General features: G+C 29.9%; 15 protein-coding genes and 1 other annotated feature. Of the genes, 14 read left to right on the top strand and 1 reads right to left on the bottom strand.

Annotated features, from left to right (window positions below; all coding sequences use genetic code 11):
• Positions 1-103 precede the first annotated feature (103 nt).
• The 8 genes from PZA12_RS22255 to PZA12_RS22220 all read left to right on the top strand — a co-directional run bounded on the left by PZA12_RS22255 (position 104) and on the right by PZA12_RS22220 (position 9012).
• On the top strand, positions 104-790 hold the full coding sequence (locus PZA12_RS22255; protein ID WP_077843865.1) for a response regulator transcription factor: 687 nt from the start codon (positions 104-106) through the stop codon (positions 788-790).
• A 196-nt stretch (positions 791-986) separates the two neighbouring features.
• Positions 987-3656: a sigma-54-dependent transcriptional regulator gene (locus tag PZA12_RS22250; RefSeq protein ID WP_103698844.1), complete on the top strand. Its 2670-nt coding sequence runs from the start codon at positions 987-989 to the stop codon at positions 3654-3656.
• 392 nt (positions 3657-4048) lie between these two features.
• On the top strand, positions 4049-4465 hold the full coding sequence (locus PZA12_RS22245; protein ID WP_103698845.1) for a PTS sugar transporter subunit IIA: 417 nt from the start codon (positions 4049-4051) through the stop codon (positions 4463-4465).
• Between the two features lie 23 nt (positions 4466-4488).
• A complete protein-coding gene (locus PZA12_RS22240; protein WP_103698846.1) occupies positions 4489-4962 on the top strand; it encodes a PTS system mannose/fructose/N-acetylgalactosamine-transporter subunit IIB in 474 nt (157 codons plus the stop codon).
• 40 nt (positions 4963-5002) lie between these two features.
• Positions 5003-5764 carry a PTS mannose/fructose/sorbose/N-acetylgalactosamine transporter subunit IIC gene (locus PZA12_RS22235; RefSeq protein ID WP_103698847.1) on the top strand — a complete coding sequence of 254 codons (762 nt, stop codon included), beginning with the start codon at positions 5003-5005 and terminating at the stop codon, positions 5762-5764.
• A gap of 27 nt (positions 5765-5791) precedes the next feature.
• Complete coding sequence (locus tag PZA12_RS22230; RefSeq protein ID WP_103698848.1) at positions 5792-6649, top strand: PTS system mannose/fructose/sorbose family transporter subunit IID; 858 nt, start codon at positions 5792-5794, stop codon at positions 6647-6649.
• A gap of 148 nt (positions 6650-6797) precedes the next feature.
• Positions 6798-8174: a sn-glycerol-1-phosphate dehydrogenase gene (locus tag PZA12_RS22225; protein ID WP_103698849.1), complete on the top strand. Its 1377-nt coding sequence runs from the start codon at positions 6798-6800 to the stop codon at positions 8172-8174.
• A 1-nt stretch (position 8175) separates the two neighbouring features.
• Entirely contained in the window at positions 8176-9012 is an 837-nt protein-coding gene (locus PZA12_RS22220) for an HAD-IIA family hydrolase (protein WP_103698850.1), read from the top strand.
• Between the two features lie 63 nt (positions 9013-9075).
• On the opposite strand, the gene leuS is transcribed toward PZA12_RS22220, so the two are convergent.
• Entirely contained in the window at positions 9076-11526 is a 2451-nt protein-coding gene (gene leuS, locus PZA12_RS22215; protein ID WP_103698851.1) for a leucine--tRNA ligase, read from the bottom strand.
• 163 nt (positions 11527-11689) lie between these two features.
• Positions 11690-11907, bottom strand: a binding site (T-box leader).
• 268 nt (positions 11908-12175) lie between these two features.
• Between leuS and cls the strand changes: the two genes are divergently transcribed.
• The 6 genes from cls (at position 12176) to aroC (ending at position 20266) form a co-directional block, all read left to right on the top strand.
• Complete coding sequence (gene cls / locus PZA12_RS22210) at positions 12176-13609, top strand: cardiolipin synthase (RefSeq protein ID WP_078114411.1); 1434 nt, start codon at positions 12176-12178, stop codon at positions 13607-13609.
• 259 nt (positions 13610-13868) lie between these two features.
• On the top strand, positions 13869-15035 hold the full coding sequence (locus PZA12_RS22205; RefSeq protein ID WP_103698852.1) for an MFS transporter: 1167 nt from the start codon (positions 13869-13871) through the stop codon (positions 15033-15035).
• Between the two features lie 592 nt (positions 15036-15627).
• On the top strand, positions 15628-16641 hold the full coding sequence (aroF, locus tag PZA12_RS22200) for a 3-deoxy-7-phosphoheptulonate synthase (RefSeq protein WP_023973931.1): 1014 nt from the start codon (positions 15628-15630) through the stop codon (positions 16639-16641).
• 127 nt (positions 16642-16768) lie between these two features.
• The gene (aroB, locus tag PZA12_RS22195) at positions 16769-17821 is read left to right on the top strand and encodes a 3-dehydroquinate synthase (protein ID WP_103698853.1); all 1053 of its coding nucleotides are present in this window, start codon (positions 16769-16771) and stop codon (positions 17819-17821) included.
• 86 nt (positions 17822-17907) lie between these two features.
• On the top strand, positions 17908-19215 hold the full coding sequence (gene aroA / locus PZA12_RS22190) for a 3-phosphoshikimate 1-carboxyvinyltransferase (protein WP_103698854.1): 1308 nt from the start codon (positions 17908-17910) through the stop codon (positions 19213-19215).
• Positions 19193-20266: a chorismate synthase gene (aroC, locus tag PZA12_RS22185; RefSeq protein ID WP_103698855.1), complete on the top strand. Its 1074-nt coding sequence runs from the start codon at positions 19193-19195 to the stop codon at positions 20264-20266. Before aroA ends, aroC begins: the two co-directional genes overlap by 23 nt.
• The last annotated feature ends 62 nt before the right edge of the window (positions 20267-20328 follow it).

Genomic DNA, 20328 nt, shown 5'->3' with positions numbered 1-20328 from the left:
GTGTGCAGCTGTTATCTCGTGATTAAATAAAAGGAGTGATACGGATCATAGATATCTGACGTTGTGTCATTTAAAGGCATAAATAATAAAGAGGAGGAAGCATATGAAACAAATATTAATTATAGAAGATGATATAAATATCGCTGAACTAGAAAAAGAATATCTTCAATTAAATGGTTATAAAGTGGAAATAATTCAGGATGGTATTCAAGGATTAAAAAAAGCTCTTATTGGTACATATGATCTTATAATAGTTGATTTAATGCTGCCAGGTAAAGATGGGTATGAAATAGTAAGAGAAGTTAGAGAAAAATATGAAATACCTATAATAATAGTATCAGCAAGAAGTGAAGATATTGATAAAATAAAGGGCTTAGGATTTGGTGCAGATGATTATTTAACCAAACCTTTTAGTCCGGCAGAATTAGTAGCCAGAATAAAGTCTCATATGCTTAGATATGAGAGGTTATCAGGAAATAGACCCCAATTCAATATTATTAGCCATAAAGCATTGGAGATAAGAACAGATTCACATAAAGTTTTTGTAAATGGAAAAGAGGTTATTCTTACTACAAAAGAGTATGAGCTTATGGTATTTTTAGCTTCTAATCCAAATATAGTTTTCACTAAAGATCAATTATTCGATAGAATATGGGGAGAGGATTATTATGGAGATACAGCAACTGTAGCAGTTCATATACAAAAGTTAAGAAAGAAGATTGAAAAAGATCCAGGAAATCCAGAGTATATTGAAACCCTTTGGGGAACAGGATATAGATTTAATTCATAAACTCCATATTGATTTATTTGGATTTCAATCACATGATTTGGAGTTAGAGCTAACGAGGAAAGTTTTTGATTATTATAATTGAAGTATAATTATAATTTTAATTTAGAATTATATAAGAGCGGTAACACATATATTACAATAGGTAGAAATAATTTAATAAATAATTTGAAAATGTTAAAAGGGATTGGGCTATTGTATGATTATAAAACCAGAAAATAATAAATTGAGTAGAAAAGATAGAGTGTATGGAAGGTTAAAACAGCTTACAGCTGAGACTGCTTTTGATAATGACTTAATAGAGAAAATAGGATTTGAAGCAAGTTATATAGCTGAAGAACTAAAAATATCAAGAAATAATGTTAGTAAAGAATTAAACTGTCTTGTAAATGAAGGGAAGGCAGTTAAGATATTGGGCAAGCCTGTATTATATTTAGATAAAGATTATCTAGAATCTACTTATAAAATAAAGATAAACGAACCAATAATAAAAGAATATAATTTCTTTAGAAAAATTATAAATAAAGAGCTAAATTTAGAGTCACAAAGTAAGAATATCATGGAAGTTTGTAATACTAATGAAATTAATAATAATTTAGGAAATACAAAAAATAAGACTAAGGATATATTTGAAAATATAATAGGAAATAAGGATTCCTTAAAATCACAAATTAAACAGGCAAAAGCAGCAATATTATATCCAACTAGTGGATTACATACATTATTAATTGGGCCTACTGGAGTTGGAAAAACTACTTTTGCAGAAATGATGTATAGATATGCTATAAATGTAGGGACACTCGAAACTAACGCACCATATGTTATTTTCAATTGTGCAGATTATGCAGAAAATTCTCAATTATTATTATCACATCTGTTTGGACATGCAAAGGGTGCATTTACAGGAGCAGATAAAGAAAAAAAAGGGTTAATAGATGAAGCTAATAACGGAATTCTCTTTTTAGATGAAGTTCATCGTTTACCACCAGAAGGGCAAGAAATGTTATTTTCATTAATAGATAGGGGCAGCTATCGTAGATTAGGAGAATCTGAAAATACAAGAAGAGCTAATATATTGTTTATAGCAGCTACTACTGAAGATCCTAAATCTACTATACTAAGTACTTTCTTAAGAAGAATTCCAGTAACTATTAAACTACCAAGTTTAGATGAACGTTCCTTAAAAGAGAGAATGAAACTTATTTATGAATTTTTTAAAAACGAGTGTCTTAAAATTAAGTCTCAATTAAAAGTATCGAAAGAAGTTTTAAAAGTGCTGCTGCTTTACAAATGCCCAGGTAATATAGGCCAACTGAAAAATGATATCCAGCTTATTTGTGCCAATGCATTTGTTGAATATATAACACAAGATCAAAAATACGTACACGTTAAGTTATCACAGCTTTCACAGCGTTTTAAAGAAGGATTATTTACAATAGAGGATAAAAGGCAAGAACTTTTTAAATATTTTGATTTAAATGACTTTGAGTCCATAACATTTAATAGTTCCAATGAGGAATTTGATGATAGCTTAAATGGCTTAATGCTTTATGATAAATATGATACTGAAGAAGATTTCTATGATGTTATGTTAGAAAGAGCACAAAAGTTTTATGAAGATGGCTTGTCTGTAAACCAAATTAGGGAGAATATAAATAATCAAATTCGAGATCGTTTTAATAACTCACCACTATCAGAAAAGTCTCAAAATTTAACTATAAATAAAGAAGTCTTATCAAAAATTGTAACGCCTGAAATCGTTAATATTATAGAAGAATCATTTTTTGAAAATGAAGATTATTTTGCTAATAGTACAGATACAAAGTTAATTTATAGCCTGGCGTTGCATATTGAAACCCTTATAGAACGTTTAAAGTCAGGAAATGTAACAATTTATCCAAACTTAGAAAGTTCTTATAAGGAGCATATAAATGAATACAATATAGCTGAAAGAATAAAATTGAAAATTGAAAAACAGTTTTCAATTAAAGTACCTAACGATGAAGTAGCATTTATAACTATGTTTTTATATTCAGTAAATACAAAAAGAGCGTGTGGAAATATTCAAGTTTTAGTTATTGCTCACGGGAATGGGACTGCGACTAATATGGTAGAAGTTGCAAAGGCACTTTTAGGCTGCAACTGTATTCATGCATTGGATATGCCGTTGGAAGAAAAGGTGGAGATAGCCCTAAGCAAGGCTATAGATATGGTTAAAGAAATCGATTGTGAAGGAGGAGTTCTTTTATTAGTAGACATGGGATCACTAACCACATTTTCAGATATAATTGCAGAAAAAACTGGTATAAAAACACAAATGCTGAAAATGGTTAGCACTCCAATGGTTATTGAGGCTGCTAGAAAGGCAATGATGCCTGATATAACTATGGATATATTAGTTGAAAGTGTAAAAAACGTAAGCTCATTAATTGGAGACGGTATAAAAATAAGTAATCCACCAATGGAAGTTGAATCAGAAAATATAAATTGTAGAGATTATGCTGTGAGCATGCTAGAAGAAATATTAACTTTTTTAAGTGCTAAAAAAGCGTCTAAAACGTTAGATGAAGTTTTGAAAAATATAGCGTCTATTTATAACAAAGACATTGATGATGCCATGTATATTAAGTTTTTATTTCATTGTTCATGTATGATTGAAAGAGTTATAAGAAATGAGACATTGCCGTATAAAAAATTTCATCAAATTAAAGCTGCAAAAGAGCAACTTTTTGAGGTTGTAAAAAATAATTTTATTATAGTTGAAGAAGTATTTGGAATACACATTCCTAATGGTGAACTAGCATATATAGTTGAAATGGTGGATATTAATTTTGATTTAAACAATATTAAAATTGAAGAAGATGTTTAACAGTAAGTTAAAGTTACTGTAATTTATCCGATAGCTAGCATCCGTAACACTCCTGGACGAGGTGCCCCTTGAGCTTAATAAAAATATAATAGTAATACTAAAAAGTCTAAATGTGTATTTGCATTTAGACTTTTTTAAATACACATTAAATACACATTAAATACACATTAAATACACATTGAATACACATGCTGATTTTTAAATATTAAATTATCAAATAAATAAATTTTTTTATGATGAGAAATATTGTATTAACTAAAAAATGTGCAAGAGCATAGTGTCCAGAATGGTTCAAATACTATGCTATATATAGTGAGACGCTTTAAGTTAATTATTGGCACGATAGTTGCTTGTATATAAGGTATAAAGAAAAACAAGAGGAGGTGAATCTTATGATAGGAATTTTACTCGTCACTCACGGAAAATTTTCAGAAGAAATATTAAAAAGTGCTGAGCTTATTGTAGGAAAACAAGATAAGATATTAACTTTAGGACTTGAACATGGAGATAGTATTGAAGTATTAGGAGACAAGGTTAGAGAATCTATTAAATTGTTAGACAACGGGGAAGGTGTTTTAGTACTGGCAGATCTGTTAGGTGGAAGTCCTTATAATGTTGTTGCTTTAAATTCAAATAAAATAAGTAATATTAAATTTAAATGTATAACAGGTGTTAATTTACCTATGTTACTTGAAGCAATTACTATGAGAGAATCTTATGAGTTAGATGAATTGACGGCGCATTGCATGGAAGCAGGGGTTATGGGAGTAAAAGAATTATTTAATGAATTAAATACATTATTAAAATAAATGGAAAAAGGGAGAGATTATATATGTTAAATATTGTTCTTACAAGAATTGATGATAGGCTAATACATGGTCAAGTTGCAACTGCATGGTCCAAAATTACAAAGGCAACTAAAATTATAGTAGTAGATGATGCAGTAGCACAAGATTCATTTATGCAAATGGTTCTAAAATCTGCAGCACCTAGTTCACTTAAAGTGGAGATATATGGAGTAGATGATGCAGTTAAAATTTTAAATAAAGATGACGATGGTGAGAGAATATTGATTTTAGTTAAAGCTCCTATGACTGTCCTTGGTCTTGTAAAAGCAGGAATTGGAATTAAGGAGTTAAATCTTGGAGGAATGGGAGCACGACAAGGAAGAAAACAACTATATAAAAATATTTCAGTTTCTGATGAAGAAAGAGAATCGTTTAGGGAACTTATGAGATGTGGTGTAAAGGTTTTTATGCAAATTGTCCCTGATGCAAAACAAATAACATTAGATAAATTATTATAGAAGTGATTAGTAATTAAATTATAATTTAGGAGGAATTTATATGCATGTTACGATTCTACAAGCGGTATTAATAGGGTTATTTTACTATATTTCATGGAGTCCATGGTTTACTTATGTTGGATTTTTTACATTTAATAGGCCTTTAGTAGCAGGACTAATAACAGGAATAATATTAGGACAACCTCTGGAGGGAGCATTAATAGGTGCAGGTATAAATGTTATATATCTAGGATTTATATCAGCGGGTGGAGCTCAAATGGGTGATCCATCATTTGCAGGATATGTAGGTACTGCATTGGCTATAACTTCCGGCTTAGATGTATCAACTGCTATGGCAATTGCAGTTCCACTTGGAACTATAGCTACAGTATTATGGATAGGAAAAATGACAATTAACTCATTTTTTGTTCATTGGGCTGATAGAGAGGTAGAAAAGGGGAATATAGATTCACTCAGTCTCATAAATACAATACCGCCGCAAATAGTATTATTTTTACTTAGCTTCATTCCAGCTGCATTAGTAGTATATTTCGGTCCCGATGCAGTGTCTGGAATGTTAAGTGTTATGAATGATAGTGTATTGCATGTATTTAATGTAATAGGAGCAATGTTACCAGCATTAGGTATTGCAATGAACTTAAAACTAATAGGAAACTCATTTACAATGCCGTTTTTTGTACTAGGGATTATAATGTCAGTATATTTTAAACTTGATATAGTTATCATTTCTATAATAGGACTAGTAATTGCATTAACAGTAACTGCAATAAAAGGCAATAATTCATCACCTAATAATGCATAGAAGAAAATTTACAAGGGGGGAATATACATGTCAAATATAAAGATTATACCTGAAAATAAATCAATTGATGATAATAAAACTAAAGTTTTAGATAAAAGAGATGTAATAAAGTCATGGATTAGATGGTTTTTTTTCGCACAATCAAATTATAATTACGAAAGATTACAAGCTACGGCTTTTGCACATTCCATGTTACCTGTAATAAAAAAATTGTATAAGAGTAATGAAGATAAAAAGGCAGCAGTACAAAGGCATTTAGCTTTTTTTAATACAGAACCTATTTGTGGATCAGTTATACATGGTATTACTATAGCCATGGAAGAGGAGAAGGCTGGTGGTAATCCAATTAATGATGAAGGTTTTAATGCGATAAAAACAGGATTAATGGGGCCCCTTGCAGGTGTTGGTGATACATTGACACAGGGAATTATTACACCTATTTTGCTTGCAATATGTATAGGAATTACAAATACTAAGAATATTTTTGGTCCAATTATATTTTTAATAGCACAATATGCAATAATGACTAGTATTTCATTAAGTTTATGGATGAGCGGATACAATCTTGGTAAGAAAGCAGTAGAACAAATATTACAAGGTGGGAAAATTAATAAAGTAATTGAGACTGCATCAGTACTTGGAACTCTCGTAATGGGAGGACTAGTTGGAAGATTTATTACTTTACAAACTAATTTGAGTTTTAATATGGGAGAAGTTAAATTTAGTTTGCAAACAGATTTATTAGATAAATTAATGCCGGGGTTAATACCATTTGCATTAACGTTGATTGTATTAAAAATGGTAAGAAGAGGGACATCTCCAATTAAATTAATGGTTGTGCTTATACTTGCAGGAGCAATTTTAGGAGCCTTAGGTATATTTTAATTAATAAAAATAAATATGTATGCTGCAATTTTGTACTTCTTTAGAAGTATATTTAGTTACTTATGAATCAAGAGTTTCAGACATATACAAAGTATTGCAACATACTCATTGTTAATTAAGCAAAAATATTAATTAGGAAGTGATATGCATGGAGTTAAATATAAACAATGTTAGTGATTTAAAAATAGATGATTTTCTAAAAAGTGGATTAAAATGCACATGTGGCAGAGCACATAATATAGGTTTAGAACGTGTATTAATAGAAAAAAATGCAATTAAAAAAGTGCCTGATATATTGAGAGATTTAGGATTTAAAAATGCATTAGTTGTAGCGGATAAAAATACTTATAAAGCAGCTGGAAATCTAGTTGAAGCTGCATTGAAAGAAGGAAAATTTGAGTATAAAAAATTTATATTTGAACCAGAGGATGATCTTGTTCCGGATGAAAGTGCTGTAGGTAAACTATTTATGCAGTTTGATAAAGATATAGATGTTATTTTAACAATAGGCTCAGGTACATTAAATGATTTAGGCAAATTTGTTAGTCGTAAACTAGAAATTTCATCAGTTATTGTGGCTACTGCACCATCTATGGATGGATTTGCATCAAATGGTTCTGCATTAATAGTTGAAAATCTTAAAACTACTTATCAAGTTGATGTGCCTAAAGCAATTATTGGAGATGTTAATATATTGAAAGATGCACCTATGGAAATGATTCTAGCTGGATTTGGAGATATTGTTGGAAAGTATTCTGCATTAAATGATTGGAAACTTAGCAAGATTATAAATAAAGAATATTATTGCGATGTAACAGTTAAAATGGTAGAGGATTCTATACAAAAATGTATGGATAATTCAGAGAAAATGATAAATAGGGATGAAACGGCAATAAAAAATCTAATGGAAGCATTAGTTCTAACTGGAATTGCTATGAGCTTTGTTGGCAATTCAAGACCAGCTTCAGGTTCTGAACATCATTTAGCTCATTATCTAGAAATGATGTTTTTATTTGAAGGTAAAAAAGCTGTGCTTCATGGAACAAAGGTGGGAATATCTACAATCATAACTACGAAATTACGTGAAATATTATCTGAATATGAAATTAATTTTGATCAAGCTATTAATAAAGCTAAGCTATTTGATCAAGACCAATGGGAAAAAAATATTAAACAATTTTATGGAAAAGCAGCACCTGAAATTATCAAAACAGCTGCAAAAGAAAAAAGGAATTCTATAGAAAGTAGATTAGAAAGAATTAGCAGCATTAGAGAAAACATTAATGAAATAAAAGATGTTATTAAAGATATCCCGACAGCAGGGGAAATAAAAGCTATTCTTAAAAAAGTTGGTGCAGCAGCTGAACCAGAGGATGTTGGAATTGAGATTAAAACGATGTTAGATGCAACAGTAATGGCTAAAGAGGTTAGGCCGAGATATACAATTTTAAGTTTTTTAGGTGATTTGGATTTACTAGATGAATTTTCATATAAGATTAAAAATTATTTAGCTGAGAGGGCATAGCATGTTAAATAAATATTTAGATATAAAAGAGGATGAGAGAACATTATTAAAAAAGATAAAATGTTTTATTCTTGATTTAGATGGAACAGTATACCTAGGTAACACATTATTAGACGGATCTATAGAATTCCTAAGAATATTAGATGAAAATAATATAAAGTTTAAATTCTTTACAAACAATTCTTCAAAAAATGCTGAATTTTATATAAATAAAATAACTAATATGGGCTATGACGTAAAGGATGACATGATGATGATATCTAATGAAGTAATAATTGATTATATAAAAAGAGAATTTCAAAATAAAAGAGTATTTGTTTTAGGTAACGAATATTTAAAAAAAGATTTTGTAAATTCCAATATTAATATAGTAGGAGAAAATGCAGAGGTGGTAGTAGCAGGATTTGATACTTCATTAGCTTATAAAAATGTTTCAAAAGCATGTGACTTTATTAGAAATGGAGCTACTTTTTTGGCGGTAAATCCAGATTTCAATTGTCCTATAGAAAATGGTTTTATGCCAGATTGTGGATCTATATGTTCAATGATTACTGCATCTACAGGAGTGAAACCTACATTTTTTGGTAAGCCGTCTTCTTATACTTTGAATTATATACTTAAGAATATGAAACTTAAAGAAGAAGAAGTTGCCTTTGTAGGAGATAGGTTATATACAGATATTGCTATAGGAAAAGGCAATAAGGCAGTTACAATTCTAGTCTTGACAGGGGAAACTCAAATGAAAAATCTAAAGGAATCTGAAATACAGCCGACTTTAATATTTAATTCACTTAAGGATATTGGAGGAATATTTAATAGTATAAATTTTGATAGTTAAGCAAGGGGATAAGTAGGAATAAGGAAAAGTCATAAATAAAAAAGTGGCCAAGTGGCCACTTTTTTATTTTACAACTATATTAACAAGTCTTCCTTTAATTACAATAACTTTAACTATAGTTTTACCTTCAGTATTTTCTTTAATAGTCTCATTTTCTAATGAAGCAGATTTTATACCTTCTTCATCTAAATTAGAAGCTACCATGATTTTAGTCTTTATTTTACCATTTATTTGGATTGCAATTTCGACTTCATCTTTAACTAAAGCAGCAGGATTAAATTCTGGCCATTTTTCATTAAAGATTGTTGAATTATTTCCAAGTAAGCTCCATTGCTCTTCAGCAAAGTGAGGAGCAAATGGTGCAAGTAGTTTTATGAAATCAACTATAGTTTCTTTTAAGAAGTTTGCGTTTTTAATATTTTCTTGAGTGTACTTATTAAGAGCATTTGTAAGCTCCATAAGTCTTGCTATTGCAGTGTTAAATTGCATTTTATCTCCGTCTTCAGTAACACCTTTAATAGTATTATGTTTCCAGAAGTTTAATTCTTTTTCAGCTGAATCAATAGAATCTTTAGTGCTCTCATTTGAATTTATTATATTTCTGCAATTTTCAAGGATTCTTTCAATTCTATCCACGAATTTGCCAACAGATTTTATTCCATCGTCGCTCCAAGCTCCACCTTCAGTATAACCAAATCCAAACATTAAATACATTCTAAATACGTCAGCGCCATATTCTTTAATATAATCATCAGGAGAAATAGTATTTCCTTTTGATTTACTCATTTTAAGTCCATCTGGTCCTAATATCAATCCTTGGTGAGTTAAGCTTAAGAATGGTTCATCAAAGTTTAAATATCCCATATCTCTTAGAGCTTTTGTTATGAATCTAGCATATAATAAATGCATGCAAGCATGTTCTGGTCCACCAACATATTTGTCTACAGGAAGCATTTTGTTGACTTTTTCAGAATCAAAAGGTGCATCATCGTTTTTATTGTCTACATATCTTAAATAGTAAAAAGATGAACATACAAAAGTATCTAAAGTATCAGCTTCTCTCTTTGCAGGCTTCCCACAATGAGGACAAGTTGTATTTACAAAATCCTCACATTTACCTAATGGTGATTTACCATCTGGCGTAAATTCAACATTGTAAGGAAGTTTCACTGGAAGATCCTTTTCAGGTACTGGAACTATTCCACAATCATCACAGTATATAACAGGAATTGGAGCACCCCAATATCTTTGTCTTGAAACTAGCCAGTCTCTTAATCTGAAGTTTTTCTTCATTGCTCCTAATTCATCTTTTTCTAATTCTTCAACGATTTTCTTTTTAGCCTCATCAGTTGTTAATCCATCGAATTTTCCTGAATTAACAAGTACTCCATATTCGCAATATGGAAGGTCTGGATTAGTATTTTCTTTATCAGTTATAACTCTTTCGATTGGTAAATTGAATTTTGTTGCAAAAGCAAAATCTCTTTCATCATGAGCAGGAACTGCCATAACACATCCTGTACCATAAGTAGCCAATACATAATCAGAAATCCAAATAGGAACTATTTTTCCGTTAATAGGGTTAATGGCATAAGATCCTGTGAATGCTCCTGTCTTTTCTTTTGAAACTGATTGTCTTTCAATTTCAGATTGCTTTGCAGCAGCTTCCTTATATTCTTCAACAGCAGCCTTATACTCTGGAAGAGTTAACTCATCAACTAGTTTGTTTTCAGGAGCTAAAACTACATAAGTAACACCGTTTAAAGTATCAACTCTTGTAGTAAATACATCGAATTTCAAATCTGAATCCTTGACTTTGAAAGTAACCTCTGCACCATAAGATCTTCCAATCCAGTGCTTTTGCATAGACTTTGTTTTTTCAGGCCAATCTAAACCATCTAATTTATCAAGTAATTCATCGCCGTACTCAGTTATTTTAAAGAACCATTGAGTAAGATCTTTCTTTGTAACTTCAGTACTACATCTTTCACAAACACCATCAACAACTTGTTCATTAGCTAATACTGTATTGCATGATGGACACCAATTTACAGGTGCTTTTTTTCTGTAAGCTAGACCTTTCTCGTAAAGTTTCAAGAATAGCCATTGAGTCCATTTATAATAATCAGGAAGACAAGTAACAACTTCGTTTTCCCAGTTAAACATAGCACCCATAGATTTCAATTGTTTTTCCATTGTCTCAATATTTTTTAAAGTAGAATCTTGAGGATGAATTCCTGTTTTTATAGCATAATTTTCAGCAGGTAATCCAAAGGCATCAAATCCCATTGGTTGGAATACATTATATCCTTGCATTCTCTTAAGTCTTGCCCATGAATCTGTTGGACCATAGTTAAACCAGTGACCAGCATGCAATTGAGCACCTGATGGATAAGAAAACATTTCTAATGTATAGAGTTTTTTATCTAAATTTTCAGGATTAAATTTATAAACCTCATTCTCCTCCCAAAATTTTTGCCACTTTTCATCAATTTTTGTTCCGTAATTTGCCATGATATAGCCTCCTATAATTTTAATGTAAAATGCACAATATAATGCATATAAAAGAAAAACACTTATAATAATTGAAAAATATGTTATTAAAACAAAGTTTTAATTAAAATATTAAAATTATACATTAATAATGGATAAATTAAAAAAGCTCTCATCTCTAAAACAAAGAGACGAAAGCATAATTTCCGTGGTACCACTCTTAATTAGAAGAGATAAAAAACAAATTTATCCTTCTCACTTATTATTTTAACGGGTTTACCGTACTTGCTTTTAACAAGTAAGCTCCTAGGCAAGTTCATAATAATATAACGCTATTTTACACCAAACAACAGCTCTCTTTAAGATATAATTATTACTAGTACTCCTATTCATCGCACAATATAAAATTTTAATAATATTATATATTAAGAAATCAAAAAAAGTCAAGAAGTTGACTTATATATATGTGTTTAATAGTAAAAACTTATTACTACTTATTGTTTATGCAATATTTGAAATAATATTAGTAGTAGTTTTCTTATTAAAAATGAAATTAATTTTTAGTTATGAGTAATATTACATCTAAAAAAGCAAATAATATTTTTTTTAGAATAAGTTATTATGATACAATATTAGAATAGGGAAGAGTTTAATATAGGGATGTGAATCAATGAACATACTTTTAGGCTTAACAGTTATAACTTTAGTTTTGAATATACTTTTTTCTTTATCATTAGTGTTTATAGAAAGAAAAGATCCAACAACAACATGGGCATGGATCTTAATATTAATGATTTTACCTGGCCTTGGATTTGTGATTTACATCATGTTTGGTCAAAATCTAAGCAGACAAAAGATTTTTAAGGAAAAAATAAAATTTGATGAAAAGAAGAGAAAAAACTTAAAAGATACATATAAATCCAATAAACACAGTCATGATGGAGGAGAAAAATTTGCTGATTTAAGGAGGCTAAATTTTAATAATTCTGGCGTAAAATACACTACTAATAATAAAATTGATGTATATGTAAATGGAAAAGAAAAATTTAGTCAGTTAATTGAAGACATAAAAAATGCTAAAAAGTTTATTCATGTTGAATATTATATATTTAGAGGAGACACTATTGGAAAACAGATACTTGATGAACTAACTAAGAAAGTTAAAAGCGGATTAGAAGTTAGATTATTATTAGATAGTATGGGATCACGCAAGTTGAGTAAAAAAGTTCTTAGGGAATACTTGAATGCAGGTGGGAAGTTTTCACTGTTTTTTCCAGGAATTTTACCACATATAAATACTCGTATAAATTATAGAAATCACAGAAAAATAGTTGTTATTGATGGTCAGTACGGCTATGTTGGAGGGTTTAATGTTGGAAAAGAATATATAAATGAAGATCCTGAAGTTGGCTTTTGGAGAGATACTCATGTAAGAATAGAGGGAGAGGCAGTTAATGCATTAAATGAAAGATTTTTATTGGATTGGTGTCATGCATCTGGTGAAAAAATAATTGATTATAATAAATATGCAAAAGAATTCAAGAAAGACTTAGGAGATGTGGGAATACAGATTGTAACTAGTGGCCCGGATCACAAGGAAGAATATATTAGAAATGCTTATTTAAAATTAATTAATAATGCTAAGAATAATTTGTATTTGGAAACTCCGTATCTAGTTCTTGATTCACCAATATTGGAATCATTAAAAATATCTGCATTATCAGGGGTAGATGTACGGATTATAATACCGGGAAAACCAGATCATTTCTTCATGCAATGGGCAGCAAGTTCTTATGTGGGAGAATTATTAGAAGCAGGTGTTAAAATATATAGTTATCAAAATGGTTTTATTCATGCAAAAACAATAGTAGCTGATGGGTTAGTAATGAGCATAGGAACAGCTAATTTAGACATTAGAAGCTTTAAGCTTAACTTTGAAGTTAATGCATTTATTTATGACGATAGAATTGCAAAGGATGGAGAAAAGCAGTTTATGAAGGACATGGAGTGCTCAGAAGAGATAACTAGGGAAATATACGATAGTAGGAGTTTGTCTCTCAAAATTAAAGAGTCCTTAATTAGATTGGTATCTCCTATATTATAGAATAGGAAATTTAAAATTATGATAAAACCACTCTTTTACTTAAAGAAATAGAAGAGTGGTTTTATATGCCTAAGTATTTTACTTAATATCTATTAAATAAACGAGTGTTAAAAATACTTTTTATGGAACTTAAATAATTATTTTTACAAAATTGCTAATGTTATGGAAACTTTTTCTTAACTGAGTATAATTTAATATATAAATTTAATAATAGAAGTGAATAGGAGAAATATTTAATTCATTAGGATTGGAGCATTATATGAAAAGCAAAGAAAAGTTTTATTATTCCTTGACTACTTATATAAATTATGGAGTAACGAGTATAGTGACTACTTTTTATGTACCATATTTGAATCAAGTAGTTGGATTATCATTAAGTCAAGTTGGAACTGTAGTATCTATAGGAGCATTATTTGCAATTCTTTCACAGCAATTTTTAGTAAGTAAATTTTCGATGAGAAAAAACAAAAAAAGATTTATTATCATACATTTATGCGCACTTATTGGAATGATAGTATTTTTAATGTCTGTTAACAAGACTATTATATATTTTTATGCAGTTCTTTATGGAATTATAGTACAAACAATTGGAAATGTATATGAAGTATATGTTGAAGAAATAGCAGTTAGAAAAAATGTAGAGTATTCAGAAATAAGAAAATGGGGATCCATAGGATTTGGGTGCGTAGTTTTATTAAGTGGAACTATAATTTTAAAATATGGATTTAAAACTATGCATATAATAGGAATCATAATGTCATGTATAGTTATATTATTAATAGCTATGAAGTTTAAGAATATTGAAGCAGATGGAAATCCCAATAGAGGGAAATTAATTGCTGTATTTAAAAATAAAAATTCAGTAATTCTCGGAGTAATTAATATTCTAATCATAGGAACTTACACCGCAATAGAATTTGCATATTCAACATATTTAATTGAAATAACGGGAAATGCTGATTTGGCTAATTCTATATATAGCAAATCTATATTTTCAAGAGTATGTGTTGAATTTATATCATTCATGCTTGTAGGAAAGTACCTAAAGGATAAAAAACCTAAGAAATATTTAATAATAGCATTTCTTATAGGAGCTACTAGAATACTTTTATTTTCAACAGGTTCTATGCCTTTAGTTGTCTTAGGGGATCAATTACATGGCCTAATGTATGGTTGTTATTTAACATTTTTATTTAAATATATAAGAGAAGTAGTTGATGACGAACTAGTTGCTGGTACATATTCATTTGTTAGCGTGCTGGGATCAGCAGGAGCTAACTTTGTATACCCACATATGTTTAGTACAATCCAAAGAAATTTTGGATATACTGCAATGTATCTGGTTGGTTTCTCAATTATGGTAATTTCTTTGCTAGTTTCTATTAAGATTCTTCCTAAGAGCAAACAATCAATTAAGCAATTATAGTTAGCGTTTAACTAAAAAAGCACCTAGTATTTAGGTGTTTTTTTATAAGAATTTAACCAATTAATATATTTATATAGGAGTTTTATAACTAGATTTTTAGAATAAATACTATAAAGCTGAAATGATAAAGTGAAAAAAATATATATTAATTATTGATTTAATATTAATAGAAATACAATATATTTAATTATTTGATTGCAAAATGCAATATTTGTTTGAAAAGCGTTAATTTGTATTGACAATTAGATATAGTTTGTTATAATGATAAAAAGATTAAATTTAAATGTAAATATTGTAATTAATATTCGTGAAAATAATTATTAAATTTAGAAATGGAGAAAATCATGGAAAAGGATATTGTAAAATCAGTTATGCAAAAATTTTATAGCTTTTTTTATTTTACATTCTGGGGCTTTTATTTTAGCGCTGGCTATTTATTTTGCAAAAAACTGAAAAATACCTTTTTAATGAGTTTTTTATATTTTATATAAGTTTGTAATATATATCAGTATTGATATTTTATGGAACTCATTATACATGAGTTCCATTTTTTTTTCGCAATAATCAAATACATGCAAGGGGGCAATATACAATGGTAGTAATATTAAAGCAAAAAGCAAAGCAGGAAGAAATAGAAAGATTGACAAAACAACTAGAAGCAAAGGGAGTTTCAGTGAGCCTAGTTGTTGGATCAGATGTTAGTATCTTGGGATTAGTTGGGGATACAAGTGCAATAGATCCTTCGGTTGTTGCAGCTAATGGAATAGTTGAAAGAGTTATGAAAGTTCAAGAACCTTTCAAAAAAGCAAATAGAATGTTTCATCCAGAAGATACAATAGTAGATATTAATGGAGTTAAAATTGGTGGAAAGAAAATAGCAATGATTGCAGGTCCATGTTCTGTTGAAAGCGAAGAACAAATCATTGAAATAGCAAAAGAAGTTAAGGAAATTGGGGCAAATTTCTTAAGAGGCGGAGCATTTAAGCCAAGAACTTCACCATATGCGTTCCAGGGAATGAAATATGAAGGGTTAGAACTTTTAAAGAAAGCAAGAGCAAATACAGGATTGCCAATAGTTACAGAGCTTATGTCTCCTTATGATATAGAAACGTTTGTTGAAAATGTAGATGTAATTCAAGTTGGCGCTAGAAATATGCAAAACTTTGATTTACTAAAGGAACTTGGCAAAACTAACAAGCCGATATTATTAAAAAGAGGTTTATCAGCAACTATAGAGGAATGGTTAATGTCAGCTGAATATATTATGGCTGGTGGTAATGAAAATGTAATTCTGTGCGAAAGAGGAATAAGAACATTTGAAAACTACACAAGAAATACTTTAGACTTAAGTGCAGTACCTGCTGTTAAAAAATTAAGTCACTTACCTATAGTAATTGATCCAAGTCACTCTGCAGGAAAGTACTGGATGGTTGAACCTCTAGCAAAAGCAGCGGTTGCAGTTGGAGCAGATGGACTTATTATTGAAGTTCATAATGATCCAGAAAATGCATTATGTGATGGTCCACAATCAATAAAGCCAAGTAAGTTTGCAAAACTCATGGAAGAGTTAAAAGTTATTGCAGCGGCTGTTGGAAGAGAAATATAAATTTATTAAATTAGAGAACAGTTGGTATTAACAATTACTCATTACAAGTATCTAAAAAATAGAAAAGAGTCATAACGTAATCTTAGTCATGATGCTAACTGTTTAATTACAAGAGGAGTGTTTATAAATGGAAGATTTAGTTGTTGAACTTGGTGAAAGAAGTTATCCAATCATAATTAAAAAAGGATTAATTGATGAAGTGAATCTGGAAATCCAAAAAGTTTCTAAAGGTAAAAAGATATTTATACTAACTGATAAAAATGTAGGTTCTCATTATGGAGATAGGATAAAATCATGTTTAATTAACTCAGGATATGATGTTAAGCTAATGGAACTAGAACCAGGTGAGGAAACTAAAGCGTTTAGTACCCTTCCTTTGATATATAATGAACTATTAGATTTTAAAATTACAAGAAGTGACTTGATTATAACTTTAGGCGGAGGAGTAATTGGAGATCTTGGAGGATTTGCTGCATCAACTTTCTTAAGAGGTGTAGATTTTGTTCAAATACCAACTTCACTTCTTGCTCAAGTTGATAGTAGCGTAGGTGGAAAGGTTGCTGTAGATTTAGAAAGAGGTAAAAATTTAGTGGGAAGTTTTTATCATCCTAAATTAGTTTTAATAGATCCAAATGTACTTGAAACTTTAAGTGAAAGATTTTTTAGAGACGGAATGGCAGAGGTTATTAAATATGGATGTATAAAAGATAAGGAATTCTTTTACTTTTTGAAAAGCTTAAAAAATAAAGAAGAGGTTATGAACAATATAGAAAAAATTATCCACAAATGTTGCTTTATAAAAAAATGCGTTGTGGAAAATGACGAAAAAGATACTGGAGAGAGAATGTTGCTAAACTTTGGACATACACTAGGTCATGCCATAGAGACATATTATAACTTTAAGAAGTTTACACATGGGGAAGCAGTAGCTATAGGAATGTATGAAATAAGTAAGATTGCAGAAAATAAAGGGTTAACTGATCAAGGTGTTAGTGAAAAGATAAGAGAGATACTAGTGCAATACAATCTTCCTTATAAAGTTGAAATAGATGATAGCTCGGAAGTTTTAGATACAATAGCATTAGATAAGAAAAATATTGATAATGTATTAAAAGTAGTATTATTAAGAAATATTGGAGAATCATATTTAGAAAAAACAAATGTAGAATTTTTTAGTTAATGATGTATATGAAAAAATAGGCTAGCAAGCAGATATGTTATTTTTGAGTATGTCTTAAGCAATGAATAAAAAAGCGAGGTAAAATCATGGGGAACTTAAAAATTTATCCTGGAAAATTAAGTGGGGAAGTTAAGATACCACCATCTAAAAGTATGGCACATAGAGCAGTAATTTGCGCAGCTCTTGGAGATGGTGTTAGTAAGGTTACAAATATAGATTATTCGGATGACATTATTGCTACAATTGAAGCAATGAGAGCATTAGGGGCTAAAATAACCAAAAAAGAAGATTATCTTGAGGTTTATGGAGTTAACAGCCCGGAAAATATTGAAGCTAATTCAGTTAAGGAACAAAGAACTATAGATTGCAACGAGTCAGGATCAACTCTTAGATTTTTAGTACCTATAGCAGCTTTATTTGATGGAGTTAATAGATTTGTTGGAAGAGGTAATTTAGGAAAGAGACCATTAGACACTTATTACAAAATTTTTAATGAACAAGGAATTAAATATTCTTATAAAGATGGTATTCTTGATTTAAAGACTGAAGGAAAATTAAAAGCTGGAGAGTTTAAAATGGAGGGGAATATTAGCTCACAGTTTATAACAGGATTATTATTTACGCTTCCTCTTTTAGATGGAGACTCTAAGATTGTAATTACAACAGAAATGGAATCCAAAGGATATATTGATTTAACTTTAAGAGCCATTAAAGACTTTGGTGTAGAAATTATAAATAATAATTATGAAGAATTTATTATAAAGGGAAATCAAATTTATAAGAGTATAGATTATAGAGTTGAAGGTGACTACTCACAAGCAGCATTCTTCTTCTGTGCTGATGCACTTTCAAGTAATGTTGTGCTTAATGACTTGAAACTAGATTCTCTTCAAGGGGATAAAGAAGTAATTGACATATTACAAAGAATGGGATTGAAATTAAATAATAAAGATAATGGTTTAATTGGAAGCACAAGTCTTGGACTTAAGTCTACTATAATTGATGGTTCTCAGTGTCCAGATATAATCCCAGTAGTATCATTGGTTGCTGCATTAAGTGAAGGAACAACAGAAATTATAAATGCAGGAAGACTTAGAATTAAGGAATGTGATAGATTAGCAGCTGTAACTTCAGAACTTAATAAATTAGGTGCTAAAATTATTGAAAAAGAAGAAGGATTGATAATTGAAGGTGTAAAGGAGCTTAAAGGAAACGTGGAAGTTTGGAGTCATAAAGATCATAGAATAGCAATGACTATGGCTATAGCATCAACTATGTGTAAAGAACCTATTATACTTAAAGATTATGAATGTGTTTCAAAGTCATACCCTCAATTCTGGGATGATTTTAAGAATTTAGGAGGTGTGTTCGATGAGTGGAATGTGGGGGAATAAATTAAAGGTTTCTATATTTGGTGAATCTCACGGAGTTGGGATTGGAATTACAATTGATGGGCTTCCTTCAGGCGTTGAGATTAATCTTGAAGAGATTATGAAAGAAATGGCAAGACGTGCGCCAGGAAAAAGTAATTTATCTACAGCTAGAAAAGAAGCAGATGCACCAGAAATTTTGAGTGGGTTCTTTGAAGGAAAAACTACAGGTACCCCTCTTTGCGCAGTAATTAGAAATTCAGATATGCGTTCTAAGGATTATGGAAAACTTAAAGATTTGATGAGACCAGGTCATGCGGACTATCCAGGTTTCATTAGGTATAATGGATTTAACGACTACAGAGGCGGTGGATCTTTCTCGGGAAGAATTACTGCACCATTAGTATTTGCTGGGGCTGTATGTAAGCAGGTATTAGAAAGTAAAGGAATTAATATAGGAGCCCATGTTAAGAGTATTGGAGATATCCACGATAAGAGTTTTTATGATGTGGAATTAAGCAGAGAACTCTTGGGGGAATTAAAAACAAAGGAATTGCCTTTATTAATCCAAGAAAAAGAAGAAGAAATGAGAGATACAATTCTGAAAGCAAAAAAAGAACAAGATTCTGTAGGTGGAACTATTGAATGTACTGTTCTTGGAATAAATCCGGGAATCGGTAATCCGTTTTTTGATTCAGTTGAATCAACTTTAGCTCATTTAATGTTTTCTGTCCCAGCAGTTAAGGGAATAGAATTTGGAAAAGGCTTTGAAATGAGCAAATTAAGAGGATCTGATTGTAATGATGAATACTATTATGACGGTGATAAAGTAAAAACTTATACTAATAATAATGGTGGAATTACAGGTGGAATAACAAATGGAATGCCAATATTATTTAAGGTTGGAATAAAGCCAACACCATCAATATCAAAAATTCAAAGAACGATAGATATTGCAGAAAAAAAGGAAGCTGAGCTTGTTATTGAAGGTCGTCATGATTCTTGTATCGTGCAAAGAGCTGTTCCAGTAATAGAAGCTGTAACCGCAATTGGAATACTCGATTTAGTGCTTTAGTAATAAAAATTTATAATTCTAAGTTAATGAATATATAGTTTTTTTATCGCAAATAGTGTATT

This window comes from Clostridium beijerinckii (assembly GCF_036699995.1).
GTDB lineage: Bacteria > Bacillota > Clostridia > Clostridiales > Clostridiaceae > Clostridium > Clostridium helianthi.
Note: the sequence above shows the minus strand (reverse complement) of the source record. Positions and strands in the feature narration are given on the sequence as shown.

What these genes read in the sequence shown, in the direction of transcription:
- PZA12_RS22255 (WP_077843865.1), top strand. Translation starts at nt 104, where the DNA reads ATGAAACAAATATTAATTATAGAAGATGATATAAATATCGCTGAACTA.
- PZA12_RS22250 (WP_103698844.1), top strand. Translation starts at nt 987, where the DNA reads ATGATTATAAAACCAGAAAATAATAAATTGAGTAGAAAAGATAGAGTG.
- PZA12_RS22245 (WP_103698845.1), top strand. Translation starts at nt 4,049, where the DNA reads ATGATAGGAATTTTACTCGTCACTCACGGAAAATTTTCAGAAGAAATA.
- PZA12_RS22240 (WP_103698846.1), top strand. Translation starts at nt 4,489, where the DNA reads ATGTTAAATATTGTTCTTACAAGAATTGATGATAGGCTAATACATGGT.
- PZA12_RS22235 (WP_103698847.1), top strand. Translation starts at nt 5,003, where the DNA reads ATGCATGTTACGATTCTACAAGCGGTATTAATAGGGTTATTTTACTAT.
- PZA12_RS22230 (WP_103698848.1), top strand. Translation starts at nt 5,792, where the DNA reads ATGTCAAATATAAAGATTATACCTGAAAATAAATCAATTGATGATAAT.
- PZA12_RS22225 (WP_103698849.1), top strand. Translation starts at nt 6,798, where the DNA reads ATGGAGTTAAATATAAACAATGTTAGTGATTTAAAAATAGATGATTTT.
- PZA12_RS22220 (WP_103698850.1), top strand. Translation starts at nt 8,176, where the DNA reads ATGTTAAATAAATATTTAGATATAAAAGAGGATGAGAGAACATTATTA.
- leuS (WP_103698851.1), bottom strand. Translation starts at nt 11,526, where the DNA reads ATGGCAAATTACGGAACAAAAATTGATGAAAAGTGGCAAAAATTTTGG.
- cls (WP_078114411.1), top strand. Translation starts at nt 12,176, where the DNA reads ATGAACATACTTTTAGGCTTAACAGTTATAACTTTAGTTTTGAATATA.
- PZA12_RS22205 (WP_103698852.1), top strand. Translation starts at nt 13,869, where the DNA reads ATGAAAAGCAAAGAAAAGTTTTATTATTCCTTGACTACTTATATAAAT.
- aroF (WP_023973931.1), top strand. Translation starts at nt 15,628, where the DNA reads ATGGTAGTAATATTAAAGCAAAAAGCAAAGCAGGAAGAAATAGAAAGA.
- aroB (WP_103698853.1), top strand. Translation starts at nt 16,769, where the DNA reads ATGGAAGATTTAGTTGTTGAACTTGGTGAAAGAAGTTATCCAATCATA.
- aroA (WP_103698854.1), top strand. Translation starts at nt 17,908, where the DNA reads ATGGGGAACTTAAAAATTTATCCTGGAAAATTAAGTGGGGAAGTTAAG.
- aroC (WP_103698855.1), top strand. Translation starts at nt 19,193, where the DNA reads ATGAGTGGAATGTGGGGGAATAAATTAAAGGTTTCTATATTTGGTGAA.